This is a genomic window from Flagellimonas oceani, assembly GCF_011068285.1.
Classification (GTDB): Bacteria; Bacteroidota; Bacteroidia; order Flavobacteriales; family Flavobacteriaceae; genus Flagellimonas; species Flagellimonas oceani.
In genome coordinates, this window is record NZ_CP049616.1 from 2996624 (window position 1) to 3015425 (window position 18802).

The window sequence follows — 18802 nt, forward strand, 5'->3', positions numbered from 1 at the left end:
TCTGAGCGTGTTAAGGAGTCCTTTCTGGTTTGACCGAGTTCCGGATTTTAGCATCACAAGGGTTACCCCACTGACTACTGACTACTGACTACTGACTACTGACTACTGACTACTGACTACTAAACTTAAAACTAATTTGGGATAAGTCCCGGGATTTTTGGAATTTTAGCCAATGCGTATCAGTATTGTTATTCCAGCACATAATGAAGCTTCTTTTTTAAAGGATTGCTTGGATTCCTTTGTGGCCCAGACTTATTTGCCCAATGAAGTGATTGTAGTGGACGACAACTCTTCTGATGATACTTTTACCATTGCAAAAGACTACGCACAAAAATACGACTGGATAAAAGTCGTTCAGCGCAACTCAACCGATGAGCATATACCTGGCAAAAAGGTGGTGGACACCTTCAATTTTGGCTTGGCACACGCTTCGGAATATGATCTCGTCGGCAAATTTGATGCGGACATCGTACTGCCCAATAATTATTTTGAACTTATCGTCAACCAATTTCAGGCCAATTGGAAATTGGGCATGTGCTCGGGACTTCTCTACATAAAAAAGGAGGATGAATGGATCTATGAAAATATTGCGGATAAAGATCATATCCGGGGACCCATTAAACTCTATCACAAAGCCTGCTTTGAAAAAATCGACGGTCTACGTCCGGGAGTGGGTTGGGATACTGTGGACACGCTTCTGGCCAAATACCACGGTTTTGAAACCATTACACTCCCAGAAATTCATGTAAAACACCTCCGCCCGACAGGACATGGATACAGTTCCAAAAATTATCAGACCAAAGGCGAAGCATTTTACAAAATGCGTTACGGAATCGTCCTTACTAAAATAGCTGCCCTTAAAATGGCTTTGCAGGCCAAAAGCCCAATATTGTACTTCCAAGCTATTTTGGGTTACCTCAAGGCTTTCTTCCAACAACAACCCAGATACGTTTCCAAAAAAGAAGGAAAGTTTATAAGGAGCTACCGTTGGAAGGGAATTTGGTCCAAACTTAATTCTATTTAAACTCCAAAACCTCCCCAATAGGCCGGCCCGTAGTTCCACTTGGGAACGCAATGCCCAATAAAGCGGCTATGGTAGGTGCGATATCGGGAATCTCCGTGCGGTTTACCGTACTTCCCTGTTTGATGCCCTTTCCATACAGCAACAACGGCACATGGGTATCGTATATTTGGGCAGAACCATGCGTGGAACCCGTTCTACTGTACGAAATATAGCCCACATTTGGGACCAGAAGAACATCGCCGGAGCGTTTTTGGTTGTAACCGTTCTGTAAAATATAAGGTATTCCCTTGGTGTATTCGTTCTCCCACATTTGATGGGCCGTATAGACCTGGCCAATACCATCGTAGGTCAATAATTCCCGTGCGATTTCCTCTTGGGCATCATCAAGGTCGATATCCAAATTGGCCAATATTTTATGGTCCAAAAACAATTGATAATTGGAAAGATCCTTAACCACATCCGTTGTTCCATATTTATATTGAAGAAACTCCCCAAACTTTGTTTTCATACCGTTCATGTCCAGATATCCTGCAGGAATCTTGGAATCCATCAAATAGGATGGAACATCAATAGCTGCATGGTCAGCGGTAAGGAACACGGTATACTCACCTTTGCCCACCTTCTCGTCCAACGTAGAAAAAATACGGGCCAGATCTTGGTCCAATCGTATATAGGTATCCTCTATCTCCTTGGAATTCACCCCATAAAAATGTCCTACATAATCCGTACTAGAAAAACTGATGGCCAAGAAATCGGTTATGGTATCGGCTCCCAAATCTTCACCTTCCAAAGCGGCCAAAGCAAAATCAGCTGTAAGACTATTTCCATAAGGACTCCTTCTTATGAGGTCGAACTGTCCGTTTTGATCCCAAATGGCAGGAAGATCATGGGGAAAGGCATTGGTGGTCTCCCCTTTTTGCAATCCTTCATAATTATTGGTATCCAAACCGCTTTCCACATAGGTTTCGATGGGTTTTAAGGTATTCCAAGGCTTCTTATAGGTCTCCGCCTTATCCGAAGCATTAAAATTGGCCACCCACTGCGGCAGCTCGTCCATGTAGTAAGAGCTTGTTATCCAATTGCCGTCCTGTCCGCCCTCGAACCAGTATGCTGCATTTGCGGTATGGCCCGCTGGAAGTATGGCTCCCCTGTCTTTTAGGGCGACACCTATTACTTTTCCCCTTTTTTGGGTATGCAGGCGCAACTCATCGGTAACGGTGGTTACCAGCATTCGGTGCGGAGACATTTGTCCAGCATCGGAGGTAGTGCCCACCGAACTATAGCTGTCATCCCCTGCGCAATACACTTCTTCCCCGGATTCCTTATCGAACCAATCGTTCCCGATAATCCCGTGCATGGATGGTGTGGTTCCTGTGTAAACCGAGGTATGCCCGGGCCCTGTACTTGTTGGGGCGTAATTAAAATGATTGTTCTTGCAATTAAACCCTTCGTTTACCAATCGCTTAAAGCCTCCTTCGCCATACTGATTCCAAAAACGCGTCAGATAATCGTAACGCATCTGATCTACCACTATGCCCACGACCAGTTTCGGGGTTTGTGCAATAGGTGCTGGCGGTTGTACTTGCTCATCGTTCTTTTTTCTTCGCTGACCGTAGGAAAAGCTGATCATGCACAATGCTAAAAGGGAAACTATAAGGTTGGTTGTTCTCATGTTATGGGTTTAATCAAATTAGGGCAAAACTATTCATTTATCCTGTTTTAAAATTTAAATGAAGGTTAAAAGCTGCACAATATTCTTATTTTTATCATCTCAAGTCCAAAAAACGCATGAAATACCTAGAAGCGATTGGAAAATACTTCATCATGGTTTGGGAAGTATTTAAAAAGCCTACGAAGTGGCGCATAATGAAAACCTTGATCCTCAAGGAAGTTGATGAACTGGTCTTTGGGGCCATGGGCATCATTATTTTCATCTCCTTTTTTATTGGAGGGGTCGTCACCATACAGACCGCACTTAACCTAACCAACCCTCTTTTGCCCAAAAGCCTTATCGGGTTTGCAGCAAGGCAATCCGTGATACTGGAATTTGCCCCGACCTTCACCTCCATAATAATGGCAGGAAAAGTGGGTTCCTATATTACTTCGAGCATTGGCACCATGCGTGTTACGGAACAAATTGATGCTTTGGAAGTGATGGGCATCAACTCCTTGAATTATCTTGTATTCCCAAAAATTATAGCGATTATGTTATACCCCTTCGCGGTCGCGATTTCGATGTTCGTCGGTATTTTAGGAGGATGGGTCGCCGCCGTATTCGGTGGTTTTGCCCCAAGCGGTGATTTTATACAAGGCCTTCAAATGGATTTTAATTCGTACCACGTCACCTATGCGCTGATAAAATCGGTAGTCTTTGCTTTTGTGATCGCCACGGTGCCCTCATATCATGGTTTTTACATGACGGGCGGGGCTTTGGAAGTGGGAAAGGCCAGTACCACATCGTTTGTTTGGACCAGTGTTGTTATTATCATCGTGAATTATATTTTAACACAATTATTGTTGGGCTAATGATAGAGGTAGAAAACATACACAAATCGTTTGGGGACAATCACGTACTCAAGGGAATATCGACAACTTTTGAGAAAGGAAAGACCAACCTGATCATTGGCCAAAGTGGTTCTGGAAAAACGGTTTTTTTAAAATGTCTGTTGGGCCTTTTTGAGCCCGATGATGGAAACATTTGCTACAATGGCCAAATCTATTCCGAGCTTTCTATAAAAGAAAAAAGAAACCTAAGACAGGAAATGGGAATGGTATTCCAGGGGAGTGCCCTTTTTGATTCCATGACGGTAGAGGGCAATGTGATGTTTCCTTTGGACATGTTCACCAAACAGTCCCAATCAGAAAAACAAGATCGTGTGGATTTTGTTTTGAAGCGGGTCAACTTGGTCGATGCACATACAAGGTTTCCTGCTGAGATTTCCGGGGGGATGCAAAAGCGTGTTGCCATTGCGAGAGCCATTGTAATGAACCCAAAATACTTGTTCTGTGATGAACCCAACTCTGGGCTCGACCCAAAAACGGCCATCCTGATCGACAACCTAATCCATGAAATCACCCAGGAATACGACATCACCACTATCATAAATACCCACGACATGAACTCGGTAATGGAAATTGGGGAAAAAATCCTTTTCCTAAAAAATGGGCACAAGGAATGGGAAGGTACCAACAAGGAAATCTTTAAGACAGACAATCAAGCGGTGACCGATTTTGTGTACTCCTCCGAGTTGTTCAAAAAAGTTCGACAAATGTATATCGAAGAAAGAAATTGAGTTGTAGCGTAGCCTGTTCATAAATAAATATTAACCCAACCTTAATTTGAACCTTCGGTTTATTTAACGAAAAATCCTCAATTTTCGTTAAAAATCAACCATGCCACGTTTTTATTTCCTTACCCTTACCCTTTTGTCCCTCACAACCGTCTTGGCCCAAGACAAACCTACGATCTACATCGATATCCCCACACAACAAAAACCTTGGAACCATATCGATTGGAATGCATCCCCTGAACAGTTCCAATTTGCTGTCGTTACAGACCGAACTGGGGGGCACCGGCCTGGTGTTTTTCCAACAGGAATTAAAAAGTTGAACTTATTACAACCCGAGTTTGTAATGAGCGTTGGCGATTTTATTGAAGGATATACGCGTGATACAGTTCGATTGAATGAAGAATGGAAGGAGTTTAATGGTTTTATATCCCAACTCGAGGCTCCATTTTTTTATGTGCCCGGAAACCATGACATCACCAATGAGGTTATGGAGGAAAAATGGGAAGAAATGTTCGGGGTGTCCTACTATCATTTTGTTTATAAAGATGTGCTTTTCCTTTGCTTAAATTCTGAAGACAACTTACGTGGTGCGGGAAAAGGAACTATTGATGATGAACAATATGAATACATCAAAAAAGTATTGGAAGAAAACAAAGATGTTAAATGGACATTGGCCTTTTTACATCAACCCCTTTGGGTCCAAAACGACACAAAAAGGTGGAAAGATGTAGAAAAGTTGCTTCAGGACAGACCTCACAACGTTTTTGCAGGACACTATCACAGATACTGGAAAACACAAAGAAACAATGGTAAATATATTGCCTTGGCAACCACTGGGGGCGGAAGTCAGCTTAGAGGAAAGGCGTACGGCGAATTTGACCATGTAGTTTGGGTCACAATGACAGAAGAGGGACCCATTTTGGCCAATTTGTTCTTGGACGGAATCTGGGACGAAGATGTAGTGACCGAAGAAATTGTTGATTTGGTTCGGAACCGCCCTTTTCCCGTTAAAATAGAACCTGTTTATGAAAATGAGCCAAATGCCAAAAATAGCATCACACAAGTAAGGACCACCAACGATTCCGATACAAAAATGAGAGTGCAACTTAAAGGTATCGCCCACGATGAACTGTTTTATCAGTTTAAAGAGACCGATTTTATTGTGGAACCCAACGATATGGCCGTTTTTGATTTGGCCATCGAAAATGTACATGGCAAAGCCCTAAAAGACCTTTCTCCCATCAAAGTGGAAGCTGACATTACCTACTTGTTTGAAAATCAACCAAACGTTGAATTCTCTTCAACCTTGAATTTTCTACCCTTCTTTAAATATGAAACAGAAGAAATTTCCAAAGTAAAAGTGGATGGAAAATTGAAGGAATGGGACAATTCTAAATGGATCAAGGTAGAGCATATGGATGGCTCCCCTTTTGATTTTGATGGGAAAGAAGATTTTGAAATGAAGTTTGCCACAGCTTATGACGACAGGTATTTTTATGTGGCCGTAGATGTAAAGGACAATAACTTTTACACCAATGAAGAAGGCTCTTATTGGGAGCAGGATGCCATAGTTGTTAGGCTTGATGCCAGACCCCAACGAACCAGTGCTTTTAGTGCAGGAGCGGGAAGGGGTCGCGATTGGCTGGCTTTTTTGAGAACCTTCAAAGAAGAAAACCCTATCTACAATGAAGACTCCTTGCCCGTAAAAGTCGAGTCCGCACTGACCAAAACCCAAACAGGAGCGAAAATGGAAATGGCCATACCAATTGAATACCTCAACAAGATGCACGAAGGTCCGTGGACCTCCTTACGTTTGGATGTTGGCTATTATGATTTTGATGAAGCCGACGAAGGTTCGACAACCCATTTTTGGGTACCTGCTTGGAATGAAAACAGTGACATTCCAGGTTCTGGAATGCTATTCAAAAAATAAAACGAAAGCTTATTCGGCCTCTTTAATGACCAAAGTGGAATCTTGAAGCCGCAACTTTAACCAAGCCAGCATTTTTTTGGTGTCCGCCTCTTTTTGGTCTGAACTCACACCGCTTTTCCAATCCACCTCAAAAACAGGAACAGTATCCATTTTCTTAAAATCGGTGCGTATCTGGTAGGAGAATCCCAAGGCATCAATATTTTCATAATTCGCCTTTGCCTCTGCACTTATGCTTTGAAAAGGAATCTGATTGCCTACATTTTTGGTCAACATGGCCAATTCTTCTTCAAGCAATCTGATTTGCTCATCTTTGTTCAAAAGTTCGGCCTTGTTCTTTTCGTAAAGTTCACTCACGTAGTTGAACTTCTCTTCGGAATCGTCCCTTCCGCCTTGAATGATGTGCAGTTCGGCATCTTTTAGCCTGTTGTACTCGTTCTTTTGTGTTCTCCACGTATTGATTATGTTTTCGGGAACCAGCTCATCCCCCATAAAAACCACTTCGATTATTGAAGTTCCATCGTCCACGTACTCCAATTTGGTGAGGTTGTCCACATATCTTCCCGCACCATCAAACTGGTATATCTCAACCGTATCCTTTAAAAAGCTCTGTGCCTGTTTCATAAAAAGTGATTCCTGAAACACATTGTAAAAGGTAAATCCGGCCGGAATCATCACCAAAATACCGGTAATGGATGCCAAACGGGCAATTAGCCTTCTGCGCTGGGAATTGGCATACCGCACCATGGGAAACCTTAAAAACTTGATGACCAAGAAGGTGGCCAGTCCTATAAAAATGGTATTGATGATGAACAGGTACATCGCCCCTGCAGCATACCATGGCTTACCGATGGCCAATCCAAAACCTACCGTACAAAGAGGGGGCATCAAAGCCGTTGCAATGGCCACACCAAAAATAACACTGGCAATGGTTCCTTTTTTGGCACGTGCGATCACGAGTGCAAGCCCACCAAAAAAGGCAATCAGCACATCCCGGATATCGGGTTTGGTTCGCGCCAACAATTCCGAAGATTCGTCTCGTAATGGGAAAAAATAGAAAAACAGGAATGCGGTAATCACGCTAAGTACCACCATTACGGTGAAATTCTTGAGCGATCTGCGCAAAGTATCAATATCGTTAATGGCCAACGACATGCCCATTCCCAAAATGGGACCCATTAAAGGGGAAATAAGCATGGCACCGATTACCACTGCGGTTGAGTTGGCATTCAGACCAATGGATGCAATAAAAATGGAGCACACCAAAATCCATGTGGTGTGGTTCTTAAAGGGGATATCCGCTATTATGGATTCTTTGGTAGCGGCGGCATCTGTATTGGAACGGATTTCCAACAGATCCGAAAGGAACTTGCGCACACTGCCCAAAAGTCCTTTAAAATCCTTTTTTACCTCGTCCCCACTATCTTGGTTCGGAGCCGTGGTCTCTGCTTCTTTTTTTTGTTCTTCGGTCATATGCTATGCTAATTGATCTCCAAATTTGTCCTTCACTTGGGTCAATACTTTTTTAATGTCCTGTTGTTTATCCTTGGGATAGATCAAGAGCACTTCTTCCTTATCCACAATAATATAGTCTTCCAGACCGTCCACAACCACTACCTTTCCTTTTGGGGAACGAATCATATTTCCTTTTGCATCTTCCAAAAGGGTCTGGGCGTTTACCACTGCGTTCTCGTTTTCGTCTTTCTCCAGTTTATCGTACAGCGCGCCCCATGTACCTAAATCGTTCCAATCAAAAGTTGCCGGAAGGGTATAAATGGATTGGGATCGCTCCAAGATAGCATAATCAATGGAGATATTTTCCGCCTTGGCGTAGTTCTCTTGAATAAAGGCTTCTTCTTCACCTGTATTGTAACAGGACATACCCTCTCCAAATAGTTGATATTGGCCCGGCTGGTATTTTTTAAAGGCTTCGACTATGGTTTCCACGCTCCACATAAATATTCCTGCGTTCCAAAGAAAGTTTCCCTGTGCCAAAAAGTCCTTTGCGGTTTCATAATCCGGTTTTTCCCTGAACTGGGACACCTTTTTTAGTTGGGCGTCACTTCTTTTTTCAAATTCGATATAACCAAATCCTGTATTGGGAAAAGTAGGCTGAATTCCCAGAGTACAAAGTGCATTTTCCTTTTCACATTTATCAAAACATGCAATGACATCTTTTTCGAAGGCGGCCTCATCTTCAATCCAATGATCACTGGGCGCTACTATCATTACCGCATTTGGGTTCATTTTTTGAATCTTTAGCGATGCATACAAAATACAGGGTGCCGTATTTCGCATAGCGGGTTCCAAAACCACCTGGTCTTGCTTTACCATGGGCAATTGCTCCAGCACCAAGTCGTTGTAACGCTCATTGGTGAGGATCAGAATGTTTTCGGTGGGGATGAACTTGTTCAACCGATCAAACGTTTTTTGAATCAGGGTCTTGCCCGTTCCCAACATATCGTGGAACTGTTTTGGGTTGGATGATGTACTCACCGGCCAAAACCGTGATCCAACTCCTCCTGCCATTAAAACTGCATAATAATTTTTGTTCATTTTACTATGATCTAATTTAAAATGTTGGTCATCCCGTTACATCTTGCACCAACTCGACCTCTGCGTTTGGTTGGAACAAATATAACCTGCCAGTGGACAATTCCACACATTCGTACCGTTTTACTTTCTTCTTTCCTTTTTTGTACAATTTGCCGTTGTACAACCTAAAAACACTGCCTGTTGGTAGTTCGTACACATAACTGTTTTTCCTTTCTTCCTCATCAAAAGCCTTTAGTGCAATGGACAACCTGGCATCCGTACTACTGCTTGCTTTCGGGTTTTTAAAATGGTTCGCTATTATGGGCAATAGCTGTGTTGGAAACACCTCTGGCCTGATAAAAGGAACCATTAAGTGCTGAAAGGTACGCTTCCATTCGGTTCCATGTGGTTTTATTCGACGACCATAGGCTTCAAAGGCGACCAAATGCGCAATCTCGTGGACGAGCGTAATAAGAAACCGGTATTTGTTGAGGGAAGCGTTTACGGTAATAAGATGCAGACCGTTCGGTAATCTTCGGTAGTCCCCATGCCGGGTAACTCGATGGTTTACAATCTTTAGATGCACTCCATGGGTTTTGATGAGTTCAAAACAGGGAGCCACCGCAAGCTCTGGGAGGTATTTTTGTAGGGTAGTTTCCATCATTCGTCAAACGAAAATAGGCATTCGTCAATTAACCTCATCCAATGCTCAAAATGTTTTTTACTTTTCCACAAATGGAGAAGTCATGAGAAACACCATATTACTGCTACTTCTTTTTGTTTTACCGCACATCGTCGTATGTCAAAACAAAACCAATCTTGAAAAACAATTATGGCAAAGGGTTCAAAACTGTTATTCGTTGTTTGAACCCAATGAGGATGGTATTCTTGAGTACAATAAAATTGACGACTCAAAGAACGGTTATTTGAGAGTATGGGGCAGCTTTCCTACCTGTGGATGCACATGCAGCTCCACCATAGGTGCATACAAAGATACCAATGGCATTTATACCTTTTTACAAAAGGAAGAATTCTTGTGCGAGTATAGAAAATCCATCTCATCCAATAAAGATTTGGGAAAGATCCTACCCGAGAACTTCGGTATTCACACCTTTTTAAAAGAAGAGCTAAACATAAGCTCCGATTATGCGGTATTTTTCTTGGATGTTGAGATACCCAGATTTGGAACTGATACCAAATTCACATTACAACTTATTCCTTTTGGAATCTTACAAGAACAAAAGGACTCCGTAATCTCCTATAGCTACTCACAAGAAAATGAAAACACACCTGTCCAGTACATAAAAGAAATAGAATACATGGCCAACAAAATTATTGATGATAGCACCTTAACCTATTTGTTGAAAAAAAACTATGAAAGTATCCATATTGATGACAGAAAGTTTATCGAAAATGCATTGGTTGGACAGGACTCAATGGGCTATTTTGATTCTTTTGATGAACTATCGGAAAAATTGAACATATTAAAAAATGCCTATGATATCTATTCCCAGCTAGAATGTATGTCCGTTCTTATGCAATGGAACAAAGAAAAGGCAAGGTTCGAGATAAAATCTAAAAGCGACGAGCCCAAAACCATGACCTTCAAAGAATTTTTACTTGAGAATGTATATTGGACTCCGATTTGCTAACAACATAAGAGCGAACAACCTAAGGCGTACTATTGCTCACCTGCAACATTTTTCCGTTGTATAATTTCTGCCCGGTCAATGCAAACTCCTTCACATAAGTGGCCATCTCCAATGCAGTTACAGGAGCTTTGTACCCCGGAAAGGCCTCTTCCAGCATTTCCGTTTGCACGGCTCCCAAGGCCAACACGTTAAAACTTGGGCCGGTTTCCTTGTATTCTTCGGCCAAGAGTTCGGTCAATGTAATTACGGCGCCCTTGCTGGAGCTATAGGCAGACAACCCGGGAAACTTCATGCTGCCTTGCACCCCGCCCATGGAACTTATGGTAACCACATGACCCTCCTGTCCCATCATTGGAAGTATGGTCTTTGTGATTTCAGCTACTCCGAACACGTTTACTTTGTAAACCCTTTCAAATTCCTCCGTCGTGGTTTCCGAAAATGGTTTGCCCAAAAACCGACCTGCATTATTGATAAGCACATCCACTACATGCCATTGTTCCAAAAATTTATTGAGCTTTTCAAAATCGGCAGGATTGCCCAAATCAAAGGGCAACGTTTGCACATTGGGCAATTTCAATGCTTTTACGGGTCCTTCATTACGTGATAGCGCCAATACCTGATGCCCTTCACGGGCAAAAAGTTTTACCAACTCAAATCCTATTCCCCTACTCGTACCCGTAATAATAATGTTTGCCATACTGTATTTTGGTTTTCTCACTCCGACCTACGATCGGATTGTTCGAAAATATGCTATTACTTTAATTTGATTTCTTGCGATGGAGCATTGGCAATCCCTTCAATCACCGGAATGGTTTTGTTCACCAAAGCGGCCATATGGTCAAAATCCATCAGGGAAACCTCATCCCCAACTTTATGATAATACGCAAAATTGGTGAAATCAAAAGTGCAAAATGTATGGGAAGGCACTCCAAATTCTTCATGGAACGGATAATTGTCCGACCTCTGATACAGGTTGAACTCCTTTGCAGTCGGCAAAAAACCCACCAACTTTTCACCAGCATAATCGTTACTGATTTCCGCAAGATTGGACATTTCGTATCCAGTGACATACATCAAATAATCCTTGTCCCGCATGGGAACACCGGTCATTTCAAAATTAAGCATGGTGTATAGGTTCAAATCCTGCTCTTTTAATTTTTTTGCCAAGTGCTTGGAGCCCAACAAACCCTTCTCCTCGGCACTGAACAAAGCAAAAATAAGTGTCCGCTTGTTCGTTTTTTGTGTTCCAAAATACCGTGCCATTTCCAAAACGGAAGTTGTACCTGAAGCATTGTCATTGGCTCCGTTGGCAATATAATCACCATTTTCGGGCTTTATGGCCCCAATATGATCGTAATGTGCGCCTATCAGAATAAATTCATCCTTTAAATCGGGGTCGTTGCCCCCCACAACACCCACAATATTGTAGGCAGGCTTCTTAAAATTGGAAAGTGTGTCGCGGTACGTTTCAAAATATGGTTTGAGCCCGTAGGATTTAAAGTAGTTTTCAATATATGTCGCTGCCATTTCAATGCCGTCGCCACCGGCCTCCCTTCCTTTGAGGTCGTTGCTCGCCAAATAATTCATCATTTCACCAATACGCTCTGCATCGGTAAAAGTTTCTGTTGGCTTGGTTGTTTTTTTTGTTTCAGGGGAAACATTGGTTGTTTGCACAATCTTGGTCGACCCGCAACTTAGAGCCAAAAGTGCTGCAAGAACATATGACAGAATTTTCATTGGTGTTGTTTTTTGAGTTTTTTAAAGATAAAAAAAGCATCCTGAAAAAGGATGCTTTTAAATTATGTAATTATTGAATGTACTCCATTGATGGTCTATGCCAACATGGTCACCGGATTCTCCAAGTAAGCCCTCAACGTCTGTAAGAACTGGGCCCCAGTAGCTCCATCGACCGTTCTATGATCACAGGCCAAAGTAACTTTCATCGTACTTCCGGCCACAATCTCACCATTTTTGACCACCGGTTTATCAACGATTGCCCCTACGGACAAGATTGCCGAGTTAGGCTGATTGATAATGGAAGTAAATTCCTGAATACCGAACATTCCCAAGTTGGAAACCGTAAAGGTGCTTCCTTCCATTTCGTCCGGTTTTATTTTCTTGTTCCGTGCTCTTCCTGCCAAATCTTTCACGGCAGTTCCCAGTTGGGTCAAACTCAACTGATCTGCAAATTTAACTACAGGAACCACAAGACCCTCATCTACGGCAACGGCAACACCCATGTGAATGTGATGTTTATAGATCGTGGAATCACCGTTCCACGACGTATTTACCTGCGGATGCTTTTTAAGGGCCATGGCACAAGCTTTCAAGACCATATCGTTGAAGGACACTTTGGTATCCGGTAAACTGTTGATCTGCGCACGGGATGCCTTGGCATTGTCCATGTCCACCTCAATGGTCAGGTAATAATGTGGTGCAGTGAATTTGGATTCCCCCAAACGCTTGGCGATTACCTTGCGCATTGTAGAATTTTTAACCTCTTCCACGCTTTCTTCGCCAACAGGAAGTGCAACTGGTGCCGTTCCGGGAGCCGCTTCGGTTTTTTCTGCCGCAGGAGCTGCTTTTTCGGATGGCTTAAAGTTCTCTATATCCTTTTTAACGATTCTCCCGTTATCGCCTGTTCCTTTTACATCTGCCAAGTTGATGCCTTTTTCATCGGCAATCTTTTTGGCCAATGGTGAAGCGAATATACGCTGACCATCTTGTGTGGCCGGAGCTGTTTCTTCTTTTTGGGATGATTCTTCTTTTTTCGGAGCATCATCTTTGGAAGCTTCTTTTTTGGGAGCGCTTTTGGACGAACCTCCTGATGATTGTGCGTTCAAAACAGCATCAACATCGGTTCCCTCTGGGCCAATAATGGCCAATAAGGAATCTACGGGAGCTCCTTCACCTTCTTGAATACCAATATGTAAAAGGGTTCCGGAATAGAAGGATTCAAATTCCATCGTTGCCTTGTCGGTCTCGATTTCGGCTAATATGTCTCCTTCTTCCACTTTGTCCCCAACGCTCTTTAACCAGCTGGCGACCGTTCCTTCCTCCATGGTATCGCTCAATCGGGGCATGGTCACAATTTCTACTCCTTCGGGAATATCGGCAGGCTCGCTACTTTCATCTCCCTTGGATTCAGTTTCTTCCTCTTGTTCGGAAGAAGAATCCTTATCTTCTGATGAACCTTCTTCTTTTGGGGCATCGGATGAGCTTCCCGAGCCGTTCAATAGGCCGGATATATCCTCACCTTCTTCACCGATTATGGCCAAAAGTGAATCAACCGGGGCACCATCACCTTCCTCGATTCCAATGTGAAGCAAAGTCCCTTCATGAAAAGATTCAAATTCCATAGTGGCTTTGTCCGTTTCGATCTCGGCCAATATATCCCCTTCTTCTACCTTGTCCCCTACTTTCTTGAGCCATTTTGCCACGGTTCCTTCTTCCATGGTATCGCTCAATCTAGGCATGTTGATTACTTCTGCCATCTAATTATAATTTATGTTGTAAAAATGGATAGTCTTCTTGCTCGTAAACGGTGTCGTACAATTGTTCTTTTGGTGGGAAATCCGACTCTTCGGCAAATTTCTCGCACTCCTTAACAAGGTCCTTCACTTTTTTATCGATTTTCTTAAGGTCGTCCTCGGATGCATATCCTTTCTCAAGGATCACATCTTTCACCTGAGTGATCGGATCTATCTTTTTATATTCTTCAACTTCTTCTTTAGTTCGGTAATGCTGAGCATCGGACATGGAGTGTCCTCGGTACCTGTACGTCTTCATCTCCAAGAAAGTTGGTCCCCCTCCTGTACGGGCACGCTCGATGGCCTTGTCCATTTCCTTAGCAACTATGGCAGGATCCATTCCGTCCACCGGGCTACATGGCATTTCATAACCAAGACCCAATTTCCAGATTTCCGTGGAATGTGATGTACGTGCCACAGAGGTTCCCATGGCATAACCGTTGTTCTCGCAAATGAAAACCACTGGCAATTGCCACAACATAGCCAAGTTGAAGGCCTCGTGCAACGAACCTTGTCTTACGGCACCATCGCCCATATAACAAAGTGTTACCGAATCCCTTTTAAAATATTTGTCACCAAAGGCCAACCCGGCACCCAAGGGAATTTGCCCCCCTACGATTCCGTGACCACCATAAAAGCGGTGTTCTTTGGAGAAAATATGCATGGAACCGCCCATACCTTTTGAGGTTCCGGTCACTTTACCATAAAGTTCTGCCATAACCCTTCGAGGGTCTACCCCCATACCAATGGGCTGAACGTGGTTCCGGTAGGCAGTGATCATCCTGTCCTTTTCGAGGTCCATGGCATGCAATGCACCTGCCAGAACAGCTTCTTGCCCATTGTAAAGGTGCAAGAAACCCCTAACTTTTTGTTGAATATATACGGCGGCCAGTTTATCCTCGAACTTTCTCCAGAAATACATGTCCTCGTACCATTTAAGGTAAACTTCTTTGGTGATTTTTTTCATCTATAGTAGTAATTAAATGAATTTCCCCTGTACTGGGGACAGCAAAAATACATATATATCTCTTTTGGAAAAAGAATTGAATTAAGAATCGCCCAAAAATGAGCTATTGAATGCCAATGGCAGAATATCGGCCATGGAATTACATTTATATATGGGCCCTGTTTCCGAACTTAACAATAGTGAAATTGGTAATCGCTGTTTTTGTTCGTATTCTATAATGGATTGCCTGCAATTGCCACAGGGCGCTGCAGGTGAAACTGTCCCATCTTTGGAGGAAGAAGCACAGATAGCAATGGTTTTTACGGCTACACCGGGATATTTTGCCCCTGCATGAAAAATAGCGACACGCTCTGCACAAAGACCGGCAGGATAGGATGCATTTTCCTGATTGCTCCCAATGATCACTTCTCCGTTTTCGAGTAACACAGCGGCCCCAACCCTAAATTTGGAGTACGGAGCGTATGCGTTCTGCCTGGCCATGGACGCTTCATGTAACAATTTTTGTTCGTTTTGTGACAACTCCGATGCATCATCAAAAATGAGCAGTTCAAAACCAATTTTCTTTTTTTCCATGTAATCTTTTAGGATATACCCAAAAATAAACAAACCTGCCCCAACGGACAGGTTTTCAATTATATATTTTAAACCACCTTAATCGTTGAAGAATTCCTCTCCAAAATCAAAGCTGAGCGAGAAACGCAATGTGTTTTCCAATGGATTTCTGACCTGAGAGGTCGAGAACAGATAGGATAGGTCTATTTGGGCCGATTTGAATTTGAAGCCCGCTCCCAATGTAAAGAACTTTCGGGAACCTTTTTCCTCACTTTCGTTAAAGTAACCGCTTCGCAACATAAAGGCTTCCCTAAATCGGTACTCTGCACCGAGTGCCCAAGTCACCTCTTTCAATTCTTCACTGAAACCATCCGGGGCATCCCCAAAAGATTCAAAAACTCCGTTAAAGAAACTTATATTCTGATATTCATCGTTGTCTTCCGTGGTAATCTGACCATCCCCGTTAAAATCCCTTGGCGTAGGGACCAATAGTTTGTTGAACTCGGTATTGATGGCCAAAACATTGTCTTGATCAAAAATAAAATCGAAACCAACACCCAGTTTCAGGTTGGTCGGCAAAAAGTTTTCCTGTCCTCCTTCATCATATTGCAAAGAGCCTCCCAAATTGGAAATATTGAATCCAGCTCTCCAACGGCCATCATAATTGCTGTATGCAATCTCCCTGGACCTGTAAAATCCTGCAACATCCACGGCAAATGCATTGGCTGCCTGTGAATCCTGCACACCATCCTGAAATCTTAGATTTGAACTTATAAACCTACCTCCAACGGCCATGGAAAATGTTGGGCTCAATTTTAAGGAATAAGAGCCATCCAAAGCAAACTCGTTGGGTTTTACCAAAGTTGGGTCTTGATCTATGGTCTGTCTCAGTTCGATTTCCCCCAATCCAAAATAACGCAGTCCAAATGCAAAAGCACTTTGGTCGTTAAGTTTGTTATAATAATTGGCATTTAGCAAGGAAACATCGTTGACAATGGTTTCCAAGTACGGGGTATAGCTTATTCCGACACCTGATTTTTTATTGGCAAATGCATATTTGGCCGGGTTCCACTGTTGGGAATATGCATCAAAGGAGGTGGCGACACCCATATCCCCCATACCTGATGCCCGCGCATCGGCTGCAATGGTCAAAAACGGAACTGCTGTGGTAATCGCTCTTTCTTGTTGTGCGCTCATCGACGGTGCCCCTACGATGACCAACAACACCAATACGAGTAACTTTCTCATTCTAAGTATTTAGCGTTTAGTAAAGTTATTTAATCCAAAACAATTCTTTTGGACTTATTACACATAAACGGTGTTTTAACGAAATTCTTATGTTGAGGTAGATATTTATAATAATAGGTAGGGATAAATCACATCCTATTTTGATTCAAAAGTGTGAAAACATCCATAGTTCCTATCATAACCGTTAAAAACCATCCTCTTCATACTATTTTGTAACCTTCTCCGTTAGTGAAGTGTGGCATGCTGCATTTTTTGTATGTCAGAAATATTTGATGAGCACAAAATATAATGGTAAAAACACCGTTCTAATGCCATCGAAAGATTTAAAAAATCAAAACAAGTCGAAGATACTGAGGGTCAAAACCCTGAGATTTAAAGTACTCAAGCCCAAATTATGAAAAAACACTTAATTAAAGTTGTACTTTCTTGCGCCGTAGTGATGGGAAGTTTTTCCAGTTGTAAAAACTCTTCCTCATCAAAGAATGTCTCCAGAGCCACTGGTTGGAAAATTAATGCCAAAGAGGGAGGTTTTCAATACAATTCGGATTTTAAAGAACAAGAAACTCCTCCAGGAACCGTATTTGTAGAGGGTGGAACTTTTACCAAAGGTAAAGTCCAGGACGACATTATGCATGATTGGAACAACACGCCTACACAACAGCACGTTCAGTCATTCTACATGGACGAGACAGAAGTAACCAATGTGATGTACCTTGAATATTTGGATTACCTGAAGGCGGTGTACCCTCCGGACGACCCAAAATATGCAAATATTTACCAAGGTGCCCTACCGGATACCTTGGTATGGAGAAACCGATTGGGCTTTAACGAAACAATGACCAACAACTACCTAAGACACCCTGCGTATGCGGAGTATCCCGTTGTAGGTGTAAACTGGGTGCAGGCCACCCAATATGCCGAATGGAGAACCGATAGGGTAAACGAAGTTATGTTGGAAAGAGAGGGCTACCTTGCCGACGATACCAAGTACAAAGTATTGAACGGCGAATTGGAAGGTACTTTCAGTACCGAGGCCTACTTGAACAATCCAGAGTCCGTTTATGGAGGTGAGATTGATTCCCTACAAGGAAAACAGAAAAAAGATTCCATCAACTCCTTTGCCAAAAGAAGCAGTGGTGTAATTATGCCAGAATACAGATTGCCTACCGAAACCGAATGGGAATATGCTGCCCAGGCACTTGTTGGAACCAGAGAATACAATAACTACAGAGGTAGAAAAAAATATCCTTGGGAAGGTGACTATACCCGTAACGGTCAACGTGTGGGTAGAGGGGACCAATTGGCCAACTTTAAACAAGGAAAAGGAGATTACGGCGGTATTGCCGGATGGTCCGATGACGGAGCCGATATCACAGGTCAGGTAAAATCATACAAGCCCAACGATTTTGGTCTATATGACATGGCCGGTAACGTAAACGAATGGGTTGCGGATGTGTATCGCCCAATAGTTGATGATGAAATAAGCGATTTCAACTATTACCGCGGAAACGTTTTCACGAAAAAAGCCATAGGCGAAGACGGAAAAGTTGAGGTATTAAAGGATGAAATTGTATACGACACCTTGCCAAACGGTAAAATTGTAGCTGTCAACCTTCCAGGGGAAATCAAGGAAGTTCCGGTAACCGAAGAGGAAACCTACCTAAGAACCAACTTCGATAAAAGTGACAACAGAGGTTTTAGGGATGGAGATCCAGGATCTTCAAGATTCTTTAGCCGCTTTAGCGAAGAGGATGGCGACACCCAAAAAATGTACGACTCTCCTAAGCACCAGGTTGAGCGCAACGAGGATGGTGAAATTGTTCGCCAATATGACGAATCCAACTACAGAACATCTTTGATCAACAACGAGGTTCGCGTGTACAAAGGTGGATCATGGAGAGACCGCGCTTACTGGTTGGACCCTGCACAACGTAGATATTTGCCACAATATATGGCAACGGACGATATCGGCTTTAGATGTGCCATGTCCAGAGTTGGATCCAAATCCAGATCTAAAAAGACAGTACGCCACAAAAAGGCGAGATAAAAAAGTTATTGAGTATTTTAAAAGCCC

The 18802-nt window shown here is 42.8% G+C and carries 16 protein-coding genes; 6 read left to right on the plus strand and 10 right to left on the minus strand.

Features of this window, described 5'->3' with window-relative positions; all coding sequences use genetic code 11:
* Positions 1-172: 172 nt before the first annotated feature.
* On the plus strand, positions 173-1024 hold the full coding sequence (locus tag GVT53_RS13795; RefSeq protein ID WP_166249094.1) for a glycosyltransferase family 2 protein: 852 nt from the start codon (positions 173-175) through the stop codon (positions 1022-1024).
* Here GVT53_RS13795 and pafA read toward each other — a convergent pair.
* Positions 1017-2696 (minus strand): alkaline phosphatase PafA, encoded by a 1680-nt coding sequence (gene pafA / locus GVT53_RS13800; RefSeq protein WP_166249095.1) that lies wholly within the window; start codon positions 2694-2696, stop codon positions 1017-1019. The two genes, GVT53_RS13795 and pafA, sit on opposite strands and share 8 nt — an antisense overlap.
* 116 nt (positions 2697-2812) lie before the next feature.
* Here pafA and GVT53_RS13805 point away from each other — a divergent pair, with 116 nt between their 5' ends.
* The 3 genes from GVT53_RS13805 (at position 2813) to GVT53_RS13815 (ending at position 6247) form a co-directional block, all read left to right on the plus strand.
* Complete coding sequence (locus GVT53_RS13805; RefSeq protein WP_166249096.1) at positions 2813-3550, plus strand: MlaE family ABC transporter permease; 738 nt, start codon at positions 2813-2815, stop codon at positions 3548-3550.
* Positions 3550-4317, plus strand: a complete 768-nt coding sequence (locus tag GVT53_RS13810; RefSeq protein ID WP_166249097.1) for an ABC transporter ATP-binding protein — start codon at positions 3550-3552, stop codon at positions 4315-4317. Before GVT53_RS13805 ends, GVT53_RS13810 begins: the two co-directional genes overlap by 1 nt.
* Positions 4318-4417: 100 nt before the next feature.
* Entirely contained in the window at positions 4418-6247 is a 1830-nt protein-coding gene (locus GVT53_RS13815; RefSeq protein WP_166249098.1) for a sugar-binding protein, read from the plus strand.
* Between the two features lie 9 nt (positions 6248-6256).
* Here the strand turns inward: GVT53_RS13815 and GVT53_RS13820 are convergent, their stop codons facing one another.
* From GVT53_RS13820 to GVT53_RS13830, 3 genes are read right to left on the minus strand one after another with little or no spacing between them, the layout of a single operon-like run.
* Positions 6257-7717 carry a DUF389 domain-containing protein gene (locus tag GVT53_RS13820; RefSeq protein ID WP_166249099.1) on the minus strand — a complete coding sequence of 487 codons (1461 nt, stop codon included), beginning with the start codon at positions 7715-7717 and terminating at the stop codon, positions 6257-6259.
* A gap of 3 nt (positions 7718-7720) precedes the next feature.
* On the minus strand, positions 7721-8800 hold the full coding sequence (locus GVT53_RS13825; protein WP_166249100.1) for a mannose-1-phosphate guanylyltransferase: 1080 nt from the start codon (positions 8798-8800) through the stop codon (positions 7721-7723).
* 28 nt (positions 8801-8828) lie between these two features.
* The gene (locus tag GVT53_RS13830; protein ID WP_166250497.1) at positions 8829-9440 is read right to left on the minus strand and encodes a SprT-like domain-containing protein; all 612 of its coding nucleotides are present in this window, start codon (positions 9438-9440) and stop codon (positions 8829-8831) included.
* A gap of 85 nt (positions 9441-9525) precedes the next feature.
* On the opposite strand from GVT53_RS13830, the gene GVT53_RS13835 reads away from it, so the two are divergent.
* Positions 9526-10431, plus strand: a complete 906-nt coding sequence (locus tag GVT53_RS13835; protein WP_166249101.1) for a hypothetical protein — start codon at positions 9526-9528, stop codon at positions 10429-10431.
* Between the two features lie 19 nt (positions 10432-10450).
* Here the strand turns inward: GVT53_RS13835 and GVT53_RS13840 are convergent, their stop codons facing one another.
* From GVT53_RS13840 to porV, 6 genes are all read right to left on the minus strand, one after another.
* Positions 10451-11128 (minus strand): SDR family NAD(P)-dependent oxidoreductase, encoded by a 678-nt coding sequence (locus GVT53_RS13840; protein ID WP_166249102.1) that lies wholly within the window; start codon positions 11126-11128, stop codon positions 10451-10453.
* A 56-nt stretch (positions 11129-11184) separates the two neighbouring features.
* Entirely contained in the window at positions 11185-12168 is a 984-nt protein-coding gene (locus GVT53_RS13845; RefSeq protein ID WP_166249103.1) for a M28 family metallopeptidase, read from the minus strand.
* Between the two features lie 95 nt (positions 12169-12263).
* Positions 12264-13925, minus strand: a complete 1662-nt coding sequence (locus tag GVT53_RS13850; protein WP_166249104.1) for a pyruvate dehydrogenase complex dihydrolipoamide acetyltransferase — start codon at positions 13923-13925, stop codon at positions 12264-12266.
* A 4-nt stretch (positions 13926-13929) separates the two neighbouring features.
* Positions 13930-14928 (minus strand): pyruvate dehydrogenase (acetyl-transferring) E1 component subunit alpha, encoded by a 999-nt coding sequence (pdhA, locus tag GVT53_RS13855; protein WP_166249105.1) that lies wholly within the window; start codon positions 14926-14928, stop codon positions 13930-13932.
* A gap of 81 nt (positions 14929-15009) precedes the next feature.
* Positions 15010-15501 (minus strand): cytidine deaminase, encoded by a 492-nt coding sequence (gene cdd / locus GVT53_RS13860; protein ID WP_166249106.1) that lies wholly within the window; start codon positions 15499-15501, stop codon positions 15010-15012.
* 78 nt (positions 15502-15579) lie between these two features.
* Complete coding sequence (porV, locus tag GVT53_RS13865; protein ID WP_166249107.1) at positions 15580-16728, minus strand: type IX secretion system outer membrane channel protein PorV; 1149 nt, start codon at positions 16726-16728, stop codon at positions 15580-15582.
* Between the two features lie 394 nt (positions 16729-17122).
* Between porV and gldJ the strand changes: the two genes are divergently transcribed.
* Positions 17123-18775, plus strand: a complete 1653-nt coding sequence (gldJ, locus tag GVT53_RS13870; RefSeq protein ID WP_166249108.1) for a gliding motility lipoprotein GldJ — start codon at positions 17123-17125, stop codon at positions 18773-18775.
* The last annotated feature ends 27 nt before the right edge of the window (positions 18776-18802 follow it).